We start from the raw sequence: 16922 nt of genomic DNA, 5'->3' as shown, positions 1-16922 counted from the left end.
GTGTGGTGGCCGGCGGCCCGGTTCGACTCCGGGAAAAGCCGGCTAGGAGGCGGACGCCGCGTCCGCGATACGCAGGACCGACTCGTCGCGCGGCAGCCGGTAGAGCGCCTCGATGACGTCGGCGTAGCGGGCGCCGATCGGCCTGCGGCGCAGCTTCATCGTGTGCGTAAGCAGCTCGCTTCCCGGCTCCCAGAACTGGGGGAGGACAGCGAACTTCCGGACGTGCTCGACCTGCGAGACGTGGGTGTTCGCCTCGGTCACGGCGGCGGAGAGCGCGGCGACGACTCCCTCGTCCGCGGCGAGCGAGCTCGCGTCCGCCGGGAGTGCGCGGGAGGCCGCGTACTGGCCCGCGGCATCCGCGTCGAGCACGATCAGCGCGGTCAAAAAGGGCCGCGCCTCACCGATCACGACAGCTTGGCCGATAAGGGGACTCGCCGCTTTCAGATGACCCTCGATGCCCGCTGGCGAGATGTTCTTTCCGCTGGAGTTGACAATGATTTCTTTCTTTCGATCAATAATATAAATGTATCCTTCGTCGTCGATGCGGGCGACGTCGCCCGTGTACAGCCAGCCCTCGTCGTCAATGAGCTCAGCAGTCAGCTCGGGTCGGCCGAGGTAGCCCTTCATCACGATCGGTCCGCGCACGAGCAGTTCGCCGTCCTCGCCCAGGCGGACCTGGACACCGGGAAGAGCCATGCCCACCGATCCCAGGCGCGGCGCGTGGTTGGGCATGAACGCGCCCATGCAGGAGAGCTCGGACATCCCCCACCCGTCGATGAGCGGAACCCCGATGGAGTTGAAGAACTCGACGATCTCCACGGGTACCGCCGCCGCGCCAGACATCACGATCCGCGCCTGGTCCAGGCCGAGCCTGGAACGCAGATGGCTGAGCACCTGCGTGTCGGCCGTTGCGAAAAGGCTCTCGAGCTCGGCCGTGAGGGTGCCATCGCTGCGGCTTCGCGCGTACCGGGCTCCGACGGCCAGGGTCTGCTGGATGCCCGCCTGCCGCTCCTCGTCGGCTTCTGCGTCGATCATCGCCAGCACCCCAGCACGGATCTTCTGCCACACCTGGGGCACGGCGCCGAACAGAGTGGGACGAACGCGGAGCATTGTCGGGAGCAGCTGAGTGCGGTCGACCAGCGGGTAGACGGTCGTCCCGCAGACCAGCTGGAGATAGTGCGCAGCCCACCGGTCCGCGATGTGCGCCGAGGGCAGGAAGGAGATGACTCTGTCGCCCGGGCCCGCTTCCAGGAAGGTGTTGGTCGCGGCGAGCTGCGCAAGCATGTTGCCGTGCGTGATCTGGACGCCTTTCGGCTCCCCCGTCGTGCCGGATGTGTAGATCAACGTGAGAACGTCGTCCGGTGTCACCGAACGCCAGGTGCTCTCGAAGTCGAAGTCGTCGCTGCGGACGCCCCGAAATTCCACCGAGGTCGTCGCCCCCTCGACGTCGCCGTCCACGCACACAACAGCTTTGACAGCGGTGCCGCCGTCGACTGCCTCCAGCACCGCAGCGGCGTGGCTGCTGTCGCAGAAGACCATGCTCGGTTTCGCGCTGGCGAACAGCCACCGGATCTGCTCGGCGGACGACGTGTTGTAAATCGAGAACGGGATCGCGCCGAGATGGATAGCGGCCGTGTCGATGGGATAGAATTCGGGGCGGTTGAGCATCATCAGGGCGACGCTGTCGCCGCGCCGGACGCCGTGGGCATGCAGGGCAGCCGCGATGTCGCGCACCTGCTCGGCGTATTGCCCCCAGGTGAGGGTCGCTGACCCGTCCGGGGTGCTCAAGGCTAACGCCTGTGGGTCGCGACTGGCATTGCGCTGGAATGCCTCGGCCAGCGAAGCTGGTCCGGGGCTGGAATCTGCGCCGGGCGTCTGCTGCGTCGACGCCGTCGACTGCACGTGCTGCACAGCGGGCTCCTTCGTCCGATCGGTGTCGGCGGACCGGATGAGAGCGGATGAACGCTCCGCGGCCCTGGCGAGAGACCAGGCAAAAAGACGCGCCTGGTTTACCAGCAGCCACGCGACCAAACGGAAACGGGTCGAGGTGTCGAGCACCCAGGTCAGGCTCGTACCGGTCCCGGACGGCGCGAGAAAGATCTCTCCGCGGTAGTCCCGCAAGGGGTGCCCGGAGATGCACCGGTAGGCGAGCCGGCGGGCGGGCTCGATGTCCGTCACCTGCTCCCGGATGCTGAGGCCCGTCATCCGGACGATCCGGACGGCACCGATGCCGCCCTGCACGCCCGGACGTTCCAGGGCGACGGCGACACCGGGGAACCAGGTACTCATCCCCTCGTGGTCGGTGACCACATCCCAGACGACATCGACAGGAGCGCTTATCTGCCGGTGGGCTCTGACGCGCATCCGTATCACCGCCTTCCAAGCGTTGAGCGCCGAGCGTGCCGTGCGTTCATGAGCAGGCGCAGGACCCGAAGCGTGCGCGGGGTCCGCCGCAGGGTGGTGGCATCGATCCCGGGCAGGGAGATCAGCTGGCGGGCGTAGCTGCGTGGCTGGGCGAACTCGCGAAGGCCCTCGGCGCCGTGCAGACGACCGAAGCCGCTGTCGTGCTGCCCGCCGAACGGAAGGGCGGGAATCCCCACGAAGGCGAGCCCGCAGTTGACCGCGACCATGCCGGACGTCACCCGCTCGGCGATCCGCCGGCCCTGGCTACGCGAGAAGACACTGGCGCCCAGGCCGTAGCGGCTGTCGTTGGCGAGCCGTACGGCTTCGTCGACATCCTCGACGGTGCGCACCGCCAGTACCGGCCCGAAGGTCTCCTCGGTCATCACACTGCAGTCATCTGGCGGGTCCACAAGGACAACTGGTTCGATGAAGGGCGCGTGCACGGATGAGCCGTCGCCGACCAGCGGGATCGCGCCGGCCGCGAGCGCCTCGTCGATCTGGCGCCGTACGATGTCGATCTGTCCGGGTGTCGTCATCGGTCCGTAGGGCGCGTCCGCCGCGAGCCCGGGACGGATCCCGTCGAGCTGACGCTGGATCTCCTGGAGGAACCTGTCACGGACGGCGGCGACGACAAAGACGCGCTCGATGCCTACGCACGTCTGGCCGCTGTTCGACATGCCGCCCCAGACCGCGGCCTTCGCGGCTGCCCGTATGTCCGCATCGTCCGCGACGATCATTGCGTCCTTGCCGCCGCACTCGAGCACGACCGGGGTGAGCGAGGCGGCGCAGGCAGCCATGACACGACGGCCTGTGGCGGGCGACCCCGTGAACGCGACCTTGTCCACGCCCGCCGCGATGAGCGCCGCGCCAGTCGGCCCACTACCGGTCACCAGGTTCAGCACGCCGCCGGGCGCGTCGGGGTTCGCAGCGGCGAAGGCCCGTACCAGGAACTCTCCCGTGGCCGGGGTGTACTCGCTCGGCTTGAAGATCACGGTGTTGCCGGCCGCCAGGGCATAGGCGATTGAGCCCGCGGGCGTGAAGACCGGGTAGTTCCACGGGCCGATCACACCGACGACACCGTACGGACGGTAGTCCACGGCCGCCACATGGTTGGCCATGACGAGCCCGGGCCAGACCCGACGCCGGCGCAGGACCCGGCCCGCATGCAGCGCGGCCCAGCGGATCTGCTCGAGGGCCGGGACGATCTCCAGGTAGGCCTCGTCCGCCGGCTTGCCCTGCTCTCGGCTGACCAGATCACTCAGCTCTTCGGCGTGGCGTACGAGGTGAGCGGCCCAGTTCAGCAGGCAGTGGCGGCGTTGGCGCCCGGTGCGGGTGTTCCACCACGAGAAGCCTTGTCTCGCTTGGGCAACGACCCCCGCGACCTCGGCTTCCCCCATGACCGGGAAGACGCCGACACGCTCCCCGGTTCCCGGGCTCAGCGACTCGAGCGCCGCCGGCTGAGCGGCTGTGGCGGCAGGTGCCACCGTCGTGGCGGATCGGGTCATCAGCGACTCCTCGAACGGGCGGCAGCGTCGGCGTTCGCGGGCTCCTGCCGCGCTCCGCCACGGGCGAAGGGCGCTACCGGCGAGCAGCGACTCCTCCACCAGAAGCATGTTGACACCAGAAGGCGTCGACAACAAGAGGATGCGTGATAAATGATCTATTTATCTACGCATAATTGATCATCAAGTCTCTCCGCTAGGAGATACGCGAAGCAACTTGCCACCGAAAGTAGCCGCAGTCGAACCCGGACCCGGACAGGTCGTGTCAGTGATCAGGGCCACTCCGGCCGGAGCCGCCGCCGGCCGAGGCCTCGCCGTGGGGGGTGCCTCGGCGGCGTTCGCCCACCGCCGCGGCACCGAGGGGTAGGCGAACGCTGTCGTGCGGCAGATCGCAGATGCTCGTGGGCGGGCTCAGATCTTCGGCGCGGACAACCGATGCCGCCGATCTCTACGACACAGGGTCCCGCGGGCGGGCTGACGCCAGGGACGCACTGCTGGGCCGGTGGTTGCCCACCACCTCAGCGGTTCCCAGCACCGTCGGCCCCACCGGGCCGGGGAGGTTGCGCGCGATCCAGCGCAGGATCGCCAGCGACATCACCATGCTCACGAGGGCAGCCGCGACGCGCACCCAGTCGGAGATCTGTGCGTTGAGCGCGGTCGCCACCGGCGCCACCGGGATGAAGAGGACGCCGGCAGCGAGCGCGGGACACACAAGGACCCGCCACGGTGCGCCGGCCTTCCCCGCGGGCCAGTGCGCCGTCACGAGGTACATCGTGTAGCCGGAGATCACCGGGACGAGCCCGTTCATGAGGACCCAGTGGAGCGGAAAACCCATGACGGTCAAGGGCTGCGACCCGTAATAGGTGTACATACCCCAGTGGAGGAAGGGCAGTTCGATGATTAGGTCGCTGACTCCCCACACGAGGAACGTCTCCACCAGGGCCCGCCTGCCGCGACCGGCCGTGAGCTGCTCGCAGAACACCCATCCGCCGAACCCGATGAACAGCGCGTACCCGATGGCGTCGAACACTGGGTCGCGCATCCCGAAGGCGGTGACGGCTGTGCCCGGGATGTTCGAGGGGAACCACACGAGGGTGAGGACATTGAGGATGGGGGGCATCACGATGCCGATCGCGGCACCCCCGGCGAGAGCTGCCAGCGGCAGCAGGGATCTGAGCTTGACGGCCCGCTGCGCGATGAGGGCCGTCGTCGCTAACGCACTGAGGACGAACACGATGTAGAAGGTCAGATACGCGGCGTGCGGGGCCTGGAGGTCGACCGGCCGGATGATCTCCATCGCTCAGCCCTCGGCGACGCGCGGGGCCTGGCCCGGCGCCATGGTCGGGAGAGCCGCGACCGGCTCCCCTGTGATCCTGTCGCACGAGGTGAGGACCGTCGTGTCAGCCGGGCGGCCACCGGCGGTGTTCGTCATGGATTGCTGGGTCATCGGCGACTCCTTGCACTGAAGGCGGGGCCGTCCGCGGCCTTCCGAACTCGCGGGCGTACCAGCCGAACGATCATCCACCTGATCGAATAATGACGTACAGTCGCCCAACGTTCAAGCTTGTGCGCATCATTTATGATCGTTTACGACGCATACTGCTATTATCATTGACCTGGATCACCGACTAGCGCAGCAGGGAGAGGTGGCGGATGACGGCGGCGGTGGGCCCGTTGGCTGGGCGGACGGCGGTGGTGACGGGCGGCTCGCGAGGGGTCGGTGCCGCGATCGGCGCGCACCTGGCGGGGCTCGGGGCCGCCGTGGGGCTGACATACCACCGCGCTGCCACCGCCGCGGACGAGGCGGTCACGGCGATCCGCGCGGGCGGTGGACGCGCCGTGGCGTTTGCCGCCGACATTGCCGACAACCGGGCCGGCGCCACCCTCGTCGAGGACATCCATGACTCTCTCGGCCCGGTCGACATCGTCGTCAGCAACGCCGGGGTCGCCAGCCGGGGGCTGACGGTGGCCGACACGTCGGCGCAGGAGTTCCAGCACCTGATGCAGGTCCACGCCTTCGGGCCGCTCGCGCTGATCCGGCTCCTCCTGCCCGACCTGCGGACAGCCGGCCGCGGCGACGTCGTCGTGGTCTCGAGTACGACCGCCGCGTCGGCGCCCGCTCGGTGCGCGCCCTACACGATGGCCAAAGCCGCGATGGAGGTCGCCGCGCGCACCCTCGCCCGGGAGGAGCGCCGACACGGGATCCGGGTCAACATCGTCGCCCCTGGGCTCGTCGCGACCGACATGGGCTCGCGGCTGGTCCGCGCGACGAGCGGGAAACACGTCCATGACCTCGACGGCGACGCGCCGTTCGGCCGGGTGTGCACCCCCGACGACGTGGCCGCGGTCGTCGCGTTCCTGCTCGGGCCGGGCGCCGGGTACGTCACCGGCCAGCGGATCGTCGTCGACGGAGGCGGGCCGGATCCGCAGGTCTACTGACGGCTGCGGCCCTGGGAGGCACTACCGGGTCTCACCAACTTCGTCGTCCGTGACAAGCCGGACCCATGTGTAGAGGTGTTTTACTGTGGTGACGTACTCGAACGTCTCGACGGACCGCAAGCACTTCATCGGCTGGAGCTGGCCGACCACCGTCTGTATGAGGGCTGCACGGTCACGGGCGAGGACGATGAGCATGTAGTCGAACTCCCCCAGGCAGCGAATGATCGCCACAAGGCCGGCGACGCCCTCCAGCGCCTGCTGTACCGCGGCCACCTCGCCCCCAGCGACGTGGAGCCCGACGAGCGCCGCCGCGCTGATCCCGAACGCGTGGATGTCGCTGACGGCGCGGATGCGCACGAGACCCTCGGACTCCATCCGACGGAGGCGGGTCCGCACCGTGCCCTCGGACACGTCGAGCTCCGTGGCGATCATCCGGTTGCTACTGCGGGCGTCGCGCTGCAGACACTCGATGATGCGCAGGTCGAGGCTGTCGACGGCCCCGATGGGAATCTCCGGACCACGGAACACGCCACGCCCGGGGCCGTCGACCAACGCAGCCCAGGACGAGTCGAACCGCAGCACGTCGGCCGCGAGTTCGCAGCGGACGGAGACGACGCCGTCCACCCGCGGCACGACCTCACCGACCACGCGGGCGAGCTCCGCGCGGCTGCGTGCAAGCACGCCGCAGATCATGTCGAACCGTCCGGAATGGATGTTCACAAAGATCGCCTGGTCGATGGCCGAAAGATCGGAGGCGACCTCGAGCACAGGCCGTCCACTGACTCGGATGAGCAGGAAGGCGAACCACTCCAAGCCCATCCGGTGCATGTCGGTCAGCGCGACGACGTGGACGGCATTGGCGGCCTCGAGACGTCGCAGGCGCGCCGCCACGGTGGCCTCCCCGACCCCAAGGCTGCTCGCGATCGAACGGTTCGTGTCCCGACCGTCCACTCGAAGCCGCTCGACGATCCCCCGATCGAGATCGTCAATCTCCAAAGGCTCCGTCATGGCACGACCATATCGCTCAGCAAAGTCGACGTATGAGCGGAACGTCACGCCGCCAACTCGTACAGCGATCTCGGTCATCAGTGTGGACGGTGGCGGTCCGCATCCGGCGGCTCTCGTCGGCCGCGGGCCACGTCGAGGTGACCGACAGGATGGTGCCCCGCACGGTAAGCCTCCCCCACGGCTGAGGTCCGAGCCGGACCGGCGTCCGGCTCGGCGCGGCCAGCAGGCACGCTCGCACGAGCAGCAACGCGTCATCCACAGGCGCCTCGTTGACGAGCTTTACCGAAGCCGCAGCACTTTACGGTCGCGGGTCGAGGTCCGCGCCGCCTGCCACAGCCTGACGGCGACCTGCTCAATACCCCGCGGCGGCAGCGTGCATTCCGGGCGCCAGCCACGATCGCAGTCTCTATAGCAAGTCTCGCCCAACAACTCCAAGCCCGACCGCACGACGCCTCGGCCCGCCCGGCTGCGGGTGGATCCTCGGGTTCCGCCAGCCCAGCGGGGGTAGACCCACTTTGGTCGCTGCGAGTCACCGCAGCGTAGCACGCGGGGAAGGACGAGACCGGAAGGTACACGCCAACGATTGCTGTGGACTTCAGAGAGAGCCTGGTCGACGAGCTACGGATCGGCGTCATCATCACGGGCGCGCACAGCAGGATCGTCAGGTACGTCAACGCGACTGCGTGCCAGATCCTGGGTCGCGAGCCGGACGAGATGCTCGGCCGCTCCTGGCAAACCCTCGTCCCCCAGACGGACTATGAGCTCTTCACCAGATACGAGCGCAGGGTCATCGGCCAGGGCCCCGGTGGCTCCGACAAGCGGTTCCCGCCGTTCCGAATGAGGTTCGCTCGGCCGGGAGGAGAGATCGTCCACGTTTGGGTTACCTCCACACTCGCCCACAACTTCGTGGGGCTGTTCGGAGACGACGAGCCCCAGTTGGTGAGTCGCCTGGAGGACGTGGCCGACCGTGAGCAGATCGCCAGCTATCTCGGGCTCGCCCTGGACAACAGCCCGATGTCGGTGGGTCTGGTTGACCCGTTCGGTCGCATCGTGTTCGCTACACGCGGGCGCTCCCCTCAAGAGACCGAGGACACGCTCAATGCCGAGGCAACATCTGTCTTCGAGGTCTTCGCGGACTACCAGGAACCGCTGTCGATGGTCGAGGCCGCCTTCAAAGGTGAGTCTGACTCGCTGGTCGTCCAGGCGTACGGCCGCTACTTCGACTTCCATGTGGTTCCCATCACCGACGCGGCCGGCCAGGTCCGGCTGGCTGCCGCACTCGCCACCGATGTCACCGAACGGGAACTCGCCCGCGCCGGCCAAGCCCAGCTCGCCAGCCTCGCTGAGCAGGCGCTGGTTACGCTCGAACCGGTCGACCTCTGGCAACACGCCACCACCGTGCTGGCCAACCAGCTCGACGCCGCGGCGACGCTGCACGAGATCGACGTCGCGGTGGCCACCGCTCACGGCACGAAACTCACCGCCACCGCCACCGCCACCGCCGGCCCGCCCGTCCCGAGCGACGTCGCAGAGAACGTACTGTCGACCGTCATCCGCACCGGACGCACGACCCTCAGGACAGCGGACCTGACGGAGGGCTGGCGGACCCTGGCCGCACCGATAGGCCGGCCCGGCGTCTGTAGGGCCGTGGTCGCCGTACATCGCCCGGGGCCGGACCGGGAGCCGTTCGGTGACCGGGACGAGGAGTTCCTCGTTGCGGTCGCGAGCGTGCTGGGCTCGGCGGCGGCGCGGTTCGCCGCCGAACAGGAGATCCGCTACCGCTCGACGCACGACACCCTCACCGACCTGCCCAACCGCTCATGGCTGCTCGAGCGGCTCGCCCGCAGCCTCAAGCTGCACCGCACAGGCGTGGTCTTCATCGATCTCGACGGCTTCAAGACCGTCAACGACACCTACGGCCACCAGGCCGGCGACCGGCTGCTGTGCGAGATCGCCCGCCGGCTCGAGGCGGCGGTGCGGCCAGACGATCTGGTCGCCCGCCTCGCCGGGGACGAGTTCGCCGTGCTCTGCGAGCGCGTCGACTCGCCTGCGGCCGTCGAACGGCTCGCCCGGCGAGTGCTCGCAGAGATCGAGGAGCCTGTGGTACTTGCGGAGGGAACCGTACGCGTCTCGGCAAGCGCCGGAGTGGCGATCTCCCGCGCGGACCTCTCCGATCCGGACCGCCTGCTCAACGCCTCCGACATCGCGATGTACGCAGCGAAGCGCGCCGGAGCTGGACAGTGCATCGTCCACGAGTCCTGGATGCACCTCTGACCTAGCTAGCTAGTAGGCTGTCGCCGCTTAGTTCTGGTGTGTCTTGTGTCTGGGTGAGAGGGTTGGGTCTGGCAGATCTCCCCGTCCCTCCGCCGGTCAGGACTGTGTCGTGGGTTCGCAGAAGAAGCGGCCGGTCACCTTGACCGCGACTGATCGTGACGAGTTGGTTCGGGTGACCTCGACGGGGGTTCATCCGGCGTCGATGATCCGGCGGGCGCGGGTCCTGCTCGCGTTGGACACCTCGGTCGGCCCGGTTGCCTCCCAGGAAGAGCTCGTGGTCCGGGTCGGGGTCTCGGGTGAGACGCTGCGGCTGGTCGCGAAGCGGTTCACCGAGACCGGTGGGGATGTGTGGGCCACGATCGGTCGGAAGGAACGGGAGCTTCCTCCCGTGCCCTCACCGGTCACCGGCGAGGTTGAGGCCAGACTGATCGCGCTGGCATGCTCGCAGCCACCGGCAGGTTATGCCCGCTGGTCGCTACGGCTGTTGGAGAAGCACGTCGCGCTGGTCGCCGACATCCCGGACCTGGACCACTCGACCATCGGCCGGGTCTTAAAAAAACGAGGTTGCGTCCTCATCTGAGGAAATGCTGGACCATCCCACCGAGGGCGAACGCGCAGTTCGCCGCGCGGATGGAAGACGTCCTGGCGGTCTACGCCCGGCCCCACGACACAGACGTGCCCGTGGTGTGCATGGACGAGAAGCCCTACCAGCTCCTGGCCCACGCCCGCGACCCGATCCCCGCCACGCCAGGGCATGACCGGCGAGAGGACTCCGAGTACGTGCGCCACGGAACCTGCTCGATCTTCTGCTGGGTCGAGCCACTCGCCGGCTGGCGGCGGGTCCAGGCCACCCCACGGCGCACCAGGATCGACTGGGCACACTACGTCAGGCGCCTGCTCACCCTCGACTACCCCGACGCCGAACGGGTCGTGCTGGTCATGGACAACCTCAACACCCACGAACACACCGAACTCACCGCCTGGCAGGCAGCCGTCAACGCCGACCAGCGTCAAGTCAACTGGCACTTCACCACCGATGACGCCCGCACCAAACTCCGCCGCCTATACCCCACACATTAGCGGCGACAGCCTACTAGCAGGTGCTGGTGTCCGGGAGCCGGTCCGGGTCGGTGGTCGCCACCACCAGCCGGGTGCTCCCGTCCGGTCCCCACCAGCCCAGGCGTGCTTCGGCTGCCCACCAGCGGGCGGTGTGCCCGTCACGGAAGGTCCGGGTCACCGCCGTCCAGTCGCCAGGCTTGTGTGGACCATGCCAGGCCAGCTCGCGGGCGGCATCCACCGGGGTGTGCGCGTCCGGGCCGTAGGCCCAGGTACCCCGGTGTGGTTTGAGTGCCATGACGAACCCCAGCCCCGCCCTGGTCAGCTCGGCGCGGAACCCGTCGTGGTCGCCGTAGGCGCAGTCCGCCACCACCGCCCGAAACGCCACCCCGGCCCGGCGGGCGCGCCGGGCCAGGTCGATGGCGATCTGCGGTTTGGTCCGGAAACCCGGGTCGCTTTTCCCCTGCGGGAAATGGTGGGCCGGGGTGTAGGGCTGGGCGTGCAGCGGATAGTAGATCTGTTCGTCCGCCCACAGGGTGCTCACCGTGACCACCGCGCTGTCGGTCTTGCCGTACCGGCCCAGCCACTGCCGGCCCACATGCGCGGTGGCGGTGCCGTCCTTGCGATCCCCGGAGTCGTCGATCACCAGCACCCCGTCCGGGTGCGAAGCGGTCTGCGGATCGGCCTGCAGCAGCTCCACCCGCCGGGTATTAATCTTCTCCGGGTCCCACACCGATTCCGACAGGAAGAACTGCAGCCGCTGCACCGCCGGATGGGCCGCTCCCACCACCGGTTCGGCCCCGGCCAGGCAGGTCAGCGTCTTGTTCCGATCCCGGGCGGCGAGCAACCCGGTCAGATACTCCCGGAACCCCCGCCGCTGCCCCAACGCCGAGAACAGATCATCGAACCGGGCCCCATTCGATGACGACGGTGAAGTAGTCACCGCCAGACGCCGCTGAGCGCTCTGAAACTAGAGGAGATCTTCCGTGAAGCCGGCCTACCCGACGGTGTCCTGAACGTCATATTGCTCGGGGGTCGCGGCCACACAACGAGGAACCCCTTCATATCTGAGGACATCTACGCGCGGCGCAACGCGGCGAACAACCCCGAGGCCCGCTTCCGCGAGGAGATCACCGTCGCCGAGCACCATGCGTCCCGGCTGACCTGCGACCCGCTGCGGCTGCTGGACTGCTGCATGGAGTCCGACGGCGCCGCGGCGGTCATCCTCACCACCCCGGCACGGGCCCCGGGACCTGCGCCAGCCGGCGGGCGTGGTCAGCGTGGTCGCGGCCACCGGCGAGTACAAGTGGGCCACCGCGTCGTTCAACACCATCGACGAGGACTTCGTCAGCACAGGTCACCGCCGCGCCGCCCGCGACCTGTACGCCCGCGCGGGGGTGGGGCCGGCGGACATCGACGTCGCGATCATCTACGACGGGTTCACACCCTCGGTGATCATGAGCCTGGAGGACTGGGGGTTCTGCCCCGTGGGAGAGGGCGATCCGTTCGTCGGCGACGGCGGGATATTTCGGGAGGGCGGGCTACCGGTCAATACCCATGGTGGGAACCTCGCCGAGGTGTACCGGCAGGGCATCACCCACGTTCTGGAAGGCGTCCGCCAGCTGCGTGGGACGGCCGTCAACCAGCTTCCCGACGCCGAGGTCGCCCTCTACGCGTCCGGCGTCGGTGCCTCGCCGGGCGGCGGGATCCTACTGCGTACCGGGTGAGACGGATCACCCTCCAGGGAGCTGCCGGAAAATAACTTCGGTCTTTGATCTACGTCGGAGATCGTGGGACGCTCCGGCACGTGGAGCGGGTTGACGAGGTGGTGCTCGCGGAGAAGTTCACCGTGTTGTTGCCGCATCTGGACGAGCGACAGCGCCGGCTGGTGCTGGGAGCGGACGCGCGGGCGCTCGGGCATGGTGGGATCCGGTTGGTGGCCCGGGCAGCCGGGGTATCAGCGGACACGGTCTCGCGTGGCGTCGCCGAGCTGGAGTCCGGCGCGGCCTCGACGGGCCGGGTGCGTGTGCCGGGTGCGGGCCGCAAGGCGCTGCGGGAGAAGGACTCGGAGCTGGTGGCGGCGCTGATGGCGCTGGTCGAGCCCGACCAGCGGGGTGATCCGGAATCGCCGTTGCGATGGACAGTGAAGTCCACCCGCCGGCTCGCCGAGCAGCTGACCACGGATGGGCATCCGGTCGGCGCGGACACGGTCGGCGCGCTGCTGCGCGCGGAGGGGTTCAGTCTGCAGGGCACCTCACGCACGACCGAGGGCGCGCGTCACCCTGACCGAGACGGCCAGTTCTCCTACATCAACGAGCGGGTCAAGGACTTCATCGCGGCCGGACAGCCGGTCGTCAGCGTCGACACGAAGAAGAAGGAAGTCCTCGGTGACTACGCCGTCGCCGGCCGGGAATGGCACCGCGCCGGCCAGCCGGTACGGGTCCGCGCCCATGACTTCCCCGAGAAGAACGCCCAGAAAGCGGTGCCCTACGGCATCTACGACCTCACCGCCGACACCGGCTGGGTGTCGGTCGGCTGCGACGGCGACACCGCCGCGTTCGCGGTCGCGACCCTGCGCCGCTGGTGGGACGGCGAAGGCCGCCACCGCTACCCGACCGCAACCCGGCTGCTGATCACAGCGGATGCCGGCGGCGCGAACGGCTACCGGGTACGTGCCTGGAAGAAGGAACTCGCCGATCTCGCCCGCACGGCCAACCTTCAGATCACCGTGTGCCACTTCCCGCCGGGTACCTCGAAATGGAGTCGCGGTAGGGACCGCCCTTGCGGGCGGCCCCCCGCACAGATCCCAGCGTGCGGGACTACCGCACTGGGCTCCTGCCTCAGGTTCTGGCTGCGAAGCGTCTCTCCGGGAAGGGATGCATCACTCGGACTGGGGGTAGCCATCGAGCCGCGATCCGCCCCATCCGTTGCCAGTTCATCCGGTCACGTTGGCTGCGGCGCCGCAGCGCCTTGCACCAGTGCCGTGTCACCTGGGTACGGAAGGCCGACATCGTGTCGGTGTTGCCGGGCACGGCGTAGTAGGCCATATGCCCACGTAGCACGCTCGCCAACCAGCGTCCCTGATCCGGGATGGGCGTATGCCGGCGACGCTTCAGCTGCTCATTGACCGCCTTCAGCTTCGCCCGCATGCGTTTCGCGATCGTGATGCGCTTGAGCCAGAACGTCCCCCTCCGGGATGTCGCACAGATGTGCGTGAACCCCAGAAAGTCGAACGTCTCCGGCTTGCCCAGACCCCGCCGCTTCCGATCCCGGGCGGCGTACCGCCCGAACTCGATCAGCCGCGTCTTATCCGGGTGCAGTTCCAACCCGAACTTCGCGAACCGTTCGCGCAGCTCGTCCAGGAACCGCCGCGCATCCTCCTCGTATTCGAACCCGACGATGAAGTCGTCGGCCCAGCGCACGACAATGACATCTCCGCGCGCGTGGCGACGCCGCCACCAGTCGACCCACAGGTCGAGGACATAGTGCAAGTAGACGTTCGCCAGCAGCGGGGACACTGACGCCCCTTGTGGCGAACCTTCCTCACACGCTGTCCACTCCCCATCCTCGACGACCCCCGCGGCCAACCACTTGTCGATCAGCCGCAGGACCCGCTTGTCCGCGATCCGGTGCTCCAGAAACCTCCGCAGCCAGGAATGATCAATCTGGCCGAAAAAGTCGCGGATGTCCGCGTCGAGCACCCAGTTCACCCGCTTCCTCCAGATCCCGACCGCGAGGGCGTCCAACGCGTCATGCGGACCCCGCCCCGGCCGGAACCCATACGAGAAGCCCCGGAAGTCCACCTCGTAGACGGCGCCCAGCACCTCGACAACCGCCCGCTGAACAATCTTGTCCTCCAGCGAGGCGATCCCGAGCGGCCGAAGCCGCCCGTCCGCCTTCGGTATGTACGCCCGCCTCGACGGTGTCGCCCGGTAACATCCCGACTGCACCCGCACGTGCAGATCCTGCAGATTGGCCTCCAGGTCCTGCCCGTAGTCGGTCCACGTCACCCCGTCCACCCCAGCAGCCGCTTTCGGGCTGATCGCCCGATACGCCTCCCGGAGCCGACCCAGCGTGACATGGTGCAGCAGCGCGGTGAACCGCGCGTTCCTGTCCCGTCGTGCCACTTCACGCACACGGCCCAGCGCACTGGACGCATCAGTTCCGGCGCTGTGTCCGGGATGCGTTTTACTGTCCGTGTTCCCCTTGGCTCGTCCCCTTCCCTCCCCCACCTCCGCAGCTGTGGCCTTGTTCGGCGGGTTCGCAGGTACTACAAGACGATCCGACTTCCCACGCTCGTGCATCTCAGGCGTACCACCTTATGTTCCCTGAACGGCCCACCCGGTGATCGGCCGGGCGGGCGAGCGTGGGATCTCCCGGTTCTCGCGCATGGAGGTTCCGTACATGCCCTGGTTCTTTGACCGCGCAGGGTCCACCGACGACTCGCGATAGCGCCGCCAGTAGTGTGGCCTTCCGCCTCTTGTACAGCGTGGGCACCCCGGATGCTTCATTTCGCGGCTCCATAGCCCGGCCTGCACGTGCCCCTGTCAACGCTTCGCCACGCCCTCGCGGGACGTCGACGCATGACTCGGGGTCGCCGTGGGTCGCTAGCCCTTCGACGCAGAGCTCTTCCATCTCCTCCTCCATGCCGGTTTATCCCGGCGCTTTCACAAGATCGAGCACCGGTTGTTCTCCCGGATCAGCACGAACTGGCGCGGCCGCCCCCTGACCAGCCACGAGGTCGTGGTCAACACCATCGGTGCGACGACGACACGCACCGGGCTGAGCGTCCACGCCGAGCTCGACCCCGGCGCCTACCCGACCGGGCTGACCGTGCCCGACGAGGTCATGGACGCCCTACCGCTGACGGCCCATGACTGGCACGGCCAGTGGAACTACACCCTCGTACCGGCGCCACCCCGCACCGTCTCGACGCCGGCGTCCCGGTATGTCGAGACCGGCCAGCCCGACGACCGTGCCCCGGACTGGCTGCACCATCCGACCATCACCGGCATGAACCCGGGCGAGTTCACCGCCCTGCTCGCCGCCGCCGAGCAGTACATCCTCGACCACCCACCGATCAGCCTGCACCACAAGCACGCCCGCCACCGCGTCCTGCGGCGCGGGCCCCTGTCGCTGTCCGACCGGCTGCTCGTCACCCTGATCCACCATCGTTGGAAGACCCAGCAGCAGGCCCTCACCCGCCTGCTGGGTTCACCACGCGGCGCTGTCGGCGACGCGATCCACGAGATGACCCCAGTCCTGGACGGCCTCGACCGGAGGATCCAACCCGCGCCGATCACCGCGCCCACCGTCCAGGACCTCACCAGCCTGATCGATCCAAGCAACATCAAAAACAGAAGTTATTAATCGGCGACTCCCAGGGCTCCGGCATGTTGGGGATTCGACCGGTTGATCCCACCCCCGACGAGGCGACACTGCGCCGGCTTCTGGCCCGGGTGGACCGTGATGCGCTCGCCGCCGCGCTGCTCGGTGACATCACCCTCGCCCCCGACGGCGGGTCACCCGCGGCGGTGGTGGTCGACGGGAAGACCAGCCGTGGCGCACGCAGACCTGCCGGAACCCAGGTGCACCTGCTGGGAGCGGCGGCGCACGGGACGGGGCTGCTGGCCGGCCAGGTCGAGGTCGAAAACCCGGCGATCACATCGTGACCTCGTTCATCCCTGGCTGCGGCCGCTGTGCCTTCTGCGCCGGTGGTCAACAGAACCTTTGTCAGTACGGTTCGCTCATCATGCACGGCTCGCAGCTCGATGGCACCTACCGCATGCATTACCTGGGCCAGGATGTCGCACGGTCCTCGCTGATCGGAGCGTTCGCCGAATTCAGCGTCATGTCGGAGTGGTCGGCCATTCGGATCCCGGCACATCTACCGCTGCGCTCGGCCGCGCTGCTTGGCTGTGCTGTCCCGACCGGCTGGGGATCAGCGGTGAACGCGGCCCGGGTGGCGCCGGGTCAGGTAGTCATTGTCATGGGCGTGGGCGGGATCGGCATCAACGCCGTCTAGGACGCCGCGCATGCCGGGGCAGGTCACGTGATCGCCGTCGATCCTGTGTCCCTGAAGCGCGAGGCGGCTGTGCGATTAGGTGCCACAGCGGTATTCGGCTCGATCGAGGAAGCGGCCGAGTTCGCCCGGTCAGTCACCAACGGCCAGGGAGCGGACTCGACCTGTGGCGCAACGCCTGGGAGGAGTTCACTCCGTTCCTCGACCAACTCGTTCCG

General features: G+C 68.3%; 15 protein-coding genes and 2 pseudogenes. 9 read left to right on the top strand and 8 right to left on the bottom strand.

What is annotated here, in order from left to right; all coding sequences use genetic code 11:
- Positions 1-42 precede the first annotated feature (42 nt).
- The 4 genes from FRANEAN1_RS14305 to FRANEAN1_RS40995 form a co-directional block, all read right to left on the bottom strand.
- On the bottom strand, positions 43-2364 hold the full coding sequence (locus tag FRANEAN1_RS14305; RefSeq protein WP_020460512.1) for an AMP-binding protein: 2322 nt from the start codon (positions 2362-2364) through the stop codon (positions 43-45).
- 5 nt (positions 2365-2369) lie between these two features.
- Entirely contained in the window at positions 2370-4016 is a 1647-nt protein-coding gene (locus tag FRANEAN1_RS14300) for an aldehyde dehydrogenase family protein (protein ID WP_020460511.1), read from the bottom strand.
- Positions 4017-4353: 337 nt separating this feature from the next.
- Positions 4354-5202: a hypothetical protein gene (locus FRANEAN1_RS14295; RefSeq protein ID WP_020460510.1), complete on the bottom strand. Its 849-nt coding sequence runs from the start codon at positions 5200-5202 to the stop codon at positions 4354-4356.
- Between the two features lie 3 nt (positions 5203-5205).
- Positions 5206-5352: a hypothetical protein gene (locus FRANEAN1_RS40995; RefSeq protein ID WP_157472635.1), complete on the bottom strand. Its 147-nt coding sequence runs from the start codon at positions 5350-5352 to the stop codon at positions 5206-5208.
- A 206-nt stretch (positions 5353-5558) separates the two neighbouring features.
- On the opposite strand from FRANEAN1_RS40995, the gene FRANEAN1_RS14290 reads away from it, so the two are divergent.
- Positions 5559-6344, top strand: coding sequence for an SDR family oxidoreductase (locus FRANEAN1_RS14290; RefSeq protein WP_020460509.1), 786 nt, complete (start codon positions 5559-5561; stop codon positions 6342-6344).
- A gap of 21 nt (positions 6345-6365) precedes the next feature.
- Here the strand turns inward: FRANEAN1_RS14290 and FRANEAN1_RS14285 are convergent, their stop codons facing one another.
- Positions 6366-7352: an Lrp/AsnC family transcriptional regulator gene (locus FRANEAN1_RS14285; RefSeq protein ID WP_020460508.1), complete on the bottom strand. Its 987-nt coding sequence runs from the start codon at positions 7350-7352 to the stop codon at positions 6366-6368.
- Positions 7353-7940: 588 nt separating this feature from the next.
- On the opposite strand from FRANEAN1_RS14285, the gene FRANEAN1_RS14280 reads away from it, so the two are divergent.
- From FRANEAN1_RS14280 to FRANEAN1_RS43355, 3 genes are all read left to right on the top strand, one after another.
- Entirely contained in the window at positions 7941-9626 is a 1686-nt protein-coding gene (locus tag FRANEAN1_RS14280; protein WP_020460507.1) for a diguanylate cyclase, read from the top strand.
- Positions 9627-9765: 139 nt separating this feature from the next.
- A complete protein-coding gene (locus tag FRANEAN1_RS43360; RefSeq protein WP_347177137.1) occupies positions 9766-10206 on the top strand; it encodes a helix-turn-helix domain-containing protein in 441 nt (146 codons plus the stop codon).
- Between the two features lie 50 nt (positions 10207-10256).
- Positions 10257-10706: a transposase gene (locus FRANEAN1_RS43355; RefSeq protein WP_083788227.1), complete on the top strand. Its 450-nt coding sequence runs from the start codon at positions 10257-10259 to the stop codon at positions 10704-10706.
- Positions 10707-10719: 13 nt separating this feature from the next.
- Here the strand turns inward: FRANEAN1_RS43355 and FRANEAN1_RS14265 are convergent, their stop codons facing one another.
- Together FRANEAN1_RS14265 and FRANEAN1_RS43350 are read right to left on the bottom strand one after the other, a co-directional pair.
- Complete coding sequence (locus FRANEAN1_RS14265) at positions 10720-11568, bottom strand: transposase (RefSeq protein ID WP_198145506.1); 849 nt, start codon at positions 11566-11568, stop codon at positions 10720-10722.
- Positions 11569-11759: 191 nt separating this feature from the next.
- Positions 11760-11906 carry a hypothetical protein gene (locus tag FRANEAN1_RS43350; RefSeq protein ID WP_347177136.1) on the bottom strand — a complete coding sequence of 49 codons (147 nt, stop codon included), beginning with the start codon at positions 11904-11906 and terminating at the stop codon, positions 11760-11762.
- Between the two features lie 56 nt (positions 11907-11962).
- Between FRANEAN1_RS43350 and FRANEAN1_RS37095 the strand changes: the two genes are divergently transcribed.
- Both FRANEAN1_RS37095 and FRANEAN1_RS38720 read left to right on the top strand, forming a co-directional pair.
- Entirely contained in the window at positions 11963-12409 is a 447-nt protein-coding gene (locus FRANEAN1_RS37095; RefSeq protein ID WP_347177135.1) for a hypothetical protein, read from the top strand.
- 80 nt (positions 12410-12489) lie between these two features.
- Positions 12490-13449 (top strand): annotated as a pseudogene (locus FRANEAN1_RS38720) (ISAzo13-like element ISFsp12 family transposase); the annotation flags it as partial.
- Between the two features lie 73 nt (positions 13450-13522).
- On the opposite strand, the gene ltrA reads toward FRANEAN1_RS38720, so the two are convergent.
- Positions 13523-14809 carry a group II intron reverse transcriptase/maturase gene (gene ltrA / locus FRANEAN1_RS14250; RefSeq protein WP_347177008.1) on the bottom strand — a complete coding sequence of 429 codons (1287 nt, stop codon included), beginning with the start codon at positions 14807-14809 and terminating at the stop codon, positions 13523-13525.
- Between the two features lie 535 nt (positions 14810-15344).
- On the opposite strand from ltrA, the pseudogene FRANEAN1_RS14245 reads away from it, so the two are divergent.
- The 3 genes and pseudogenes from FRANEAN1_RS14245 to FRANEAN1_RS38715 form a co-directional block, all read left to right on the top strand.
- Positions 15345-16052, top strand: a pseudogene (locus tag FRANEAN1_RS14245) (ISAzo13-like element ISFsp12 family transposase); the annotation flags it as partial.
- 23 nt (positions 16053-16075) lie between these two features.
- Positions 16076-16354, top strand: a complete 279-nt coding sequence (locus tag FRANEAN1_RS14240) for a transposase (protein WP_020460501.1) — start codon at positions 16076-16078, stop codon at positions 16352-16354.
- On the top strand, positions 16351-16707 hold the full coding sequence (locus FRANEAN1_RS38715) for an alcohol dehydrogenase catalytic domain-containing protein (protein WP_020460500.1): 357 nt from the start codon (positions 16351-16353) through the stop codon (positions 16705-16707). Before FRANEAN1_RS14240 ends, FRANEAN1_RS38715 begins: the two co-directional genes overlap by 4 nt.
- The last annotated feature ends 215 nt before the right edge of the window (positions 16708-16922 follow it).

Origin of the sequence: Parafrankia sp. EAN1pec (assembly GCF_000018005.1) — a bacterium.
In the GTDB taxonomy this organism is placed as follows: Bacteria; Actinomycetota; Actinomycetes; order Frankiales; family Frankiaceae; genus Parafrankia; species Parafrankia soli.
The sequence above is the reverse complement of the archived record's forward strand: the minus strand, read 5'-3'. Positions and strand labels throughout refer to the sequence as shown.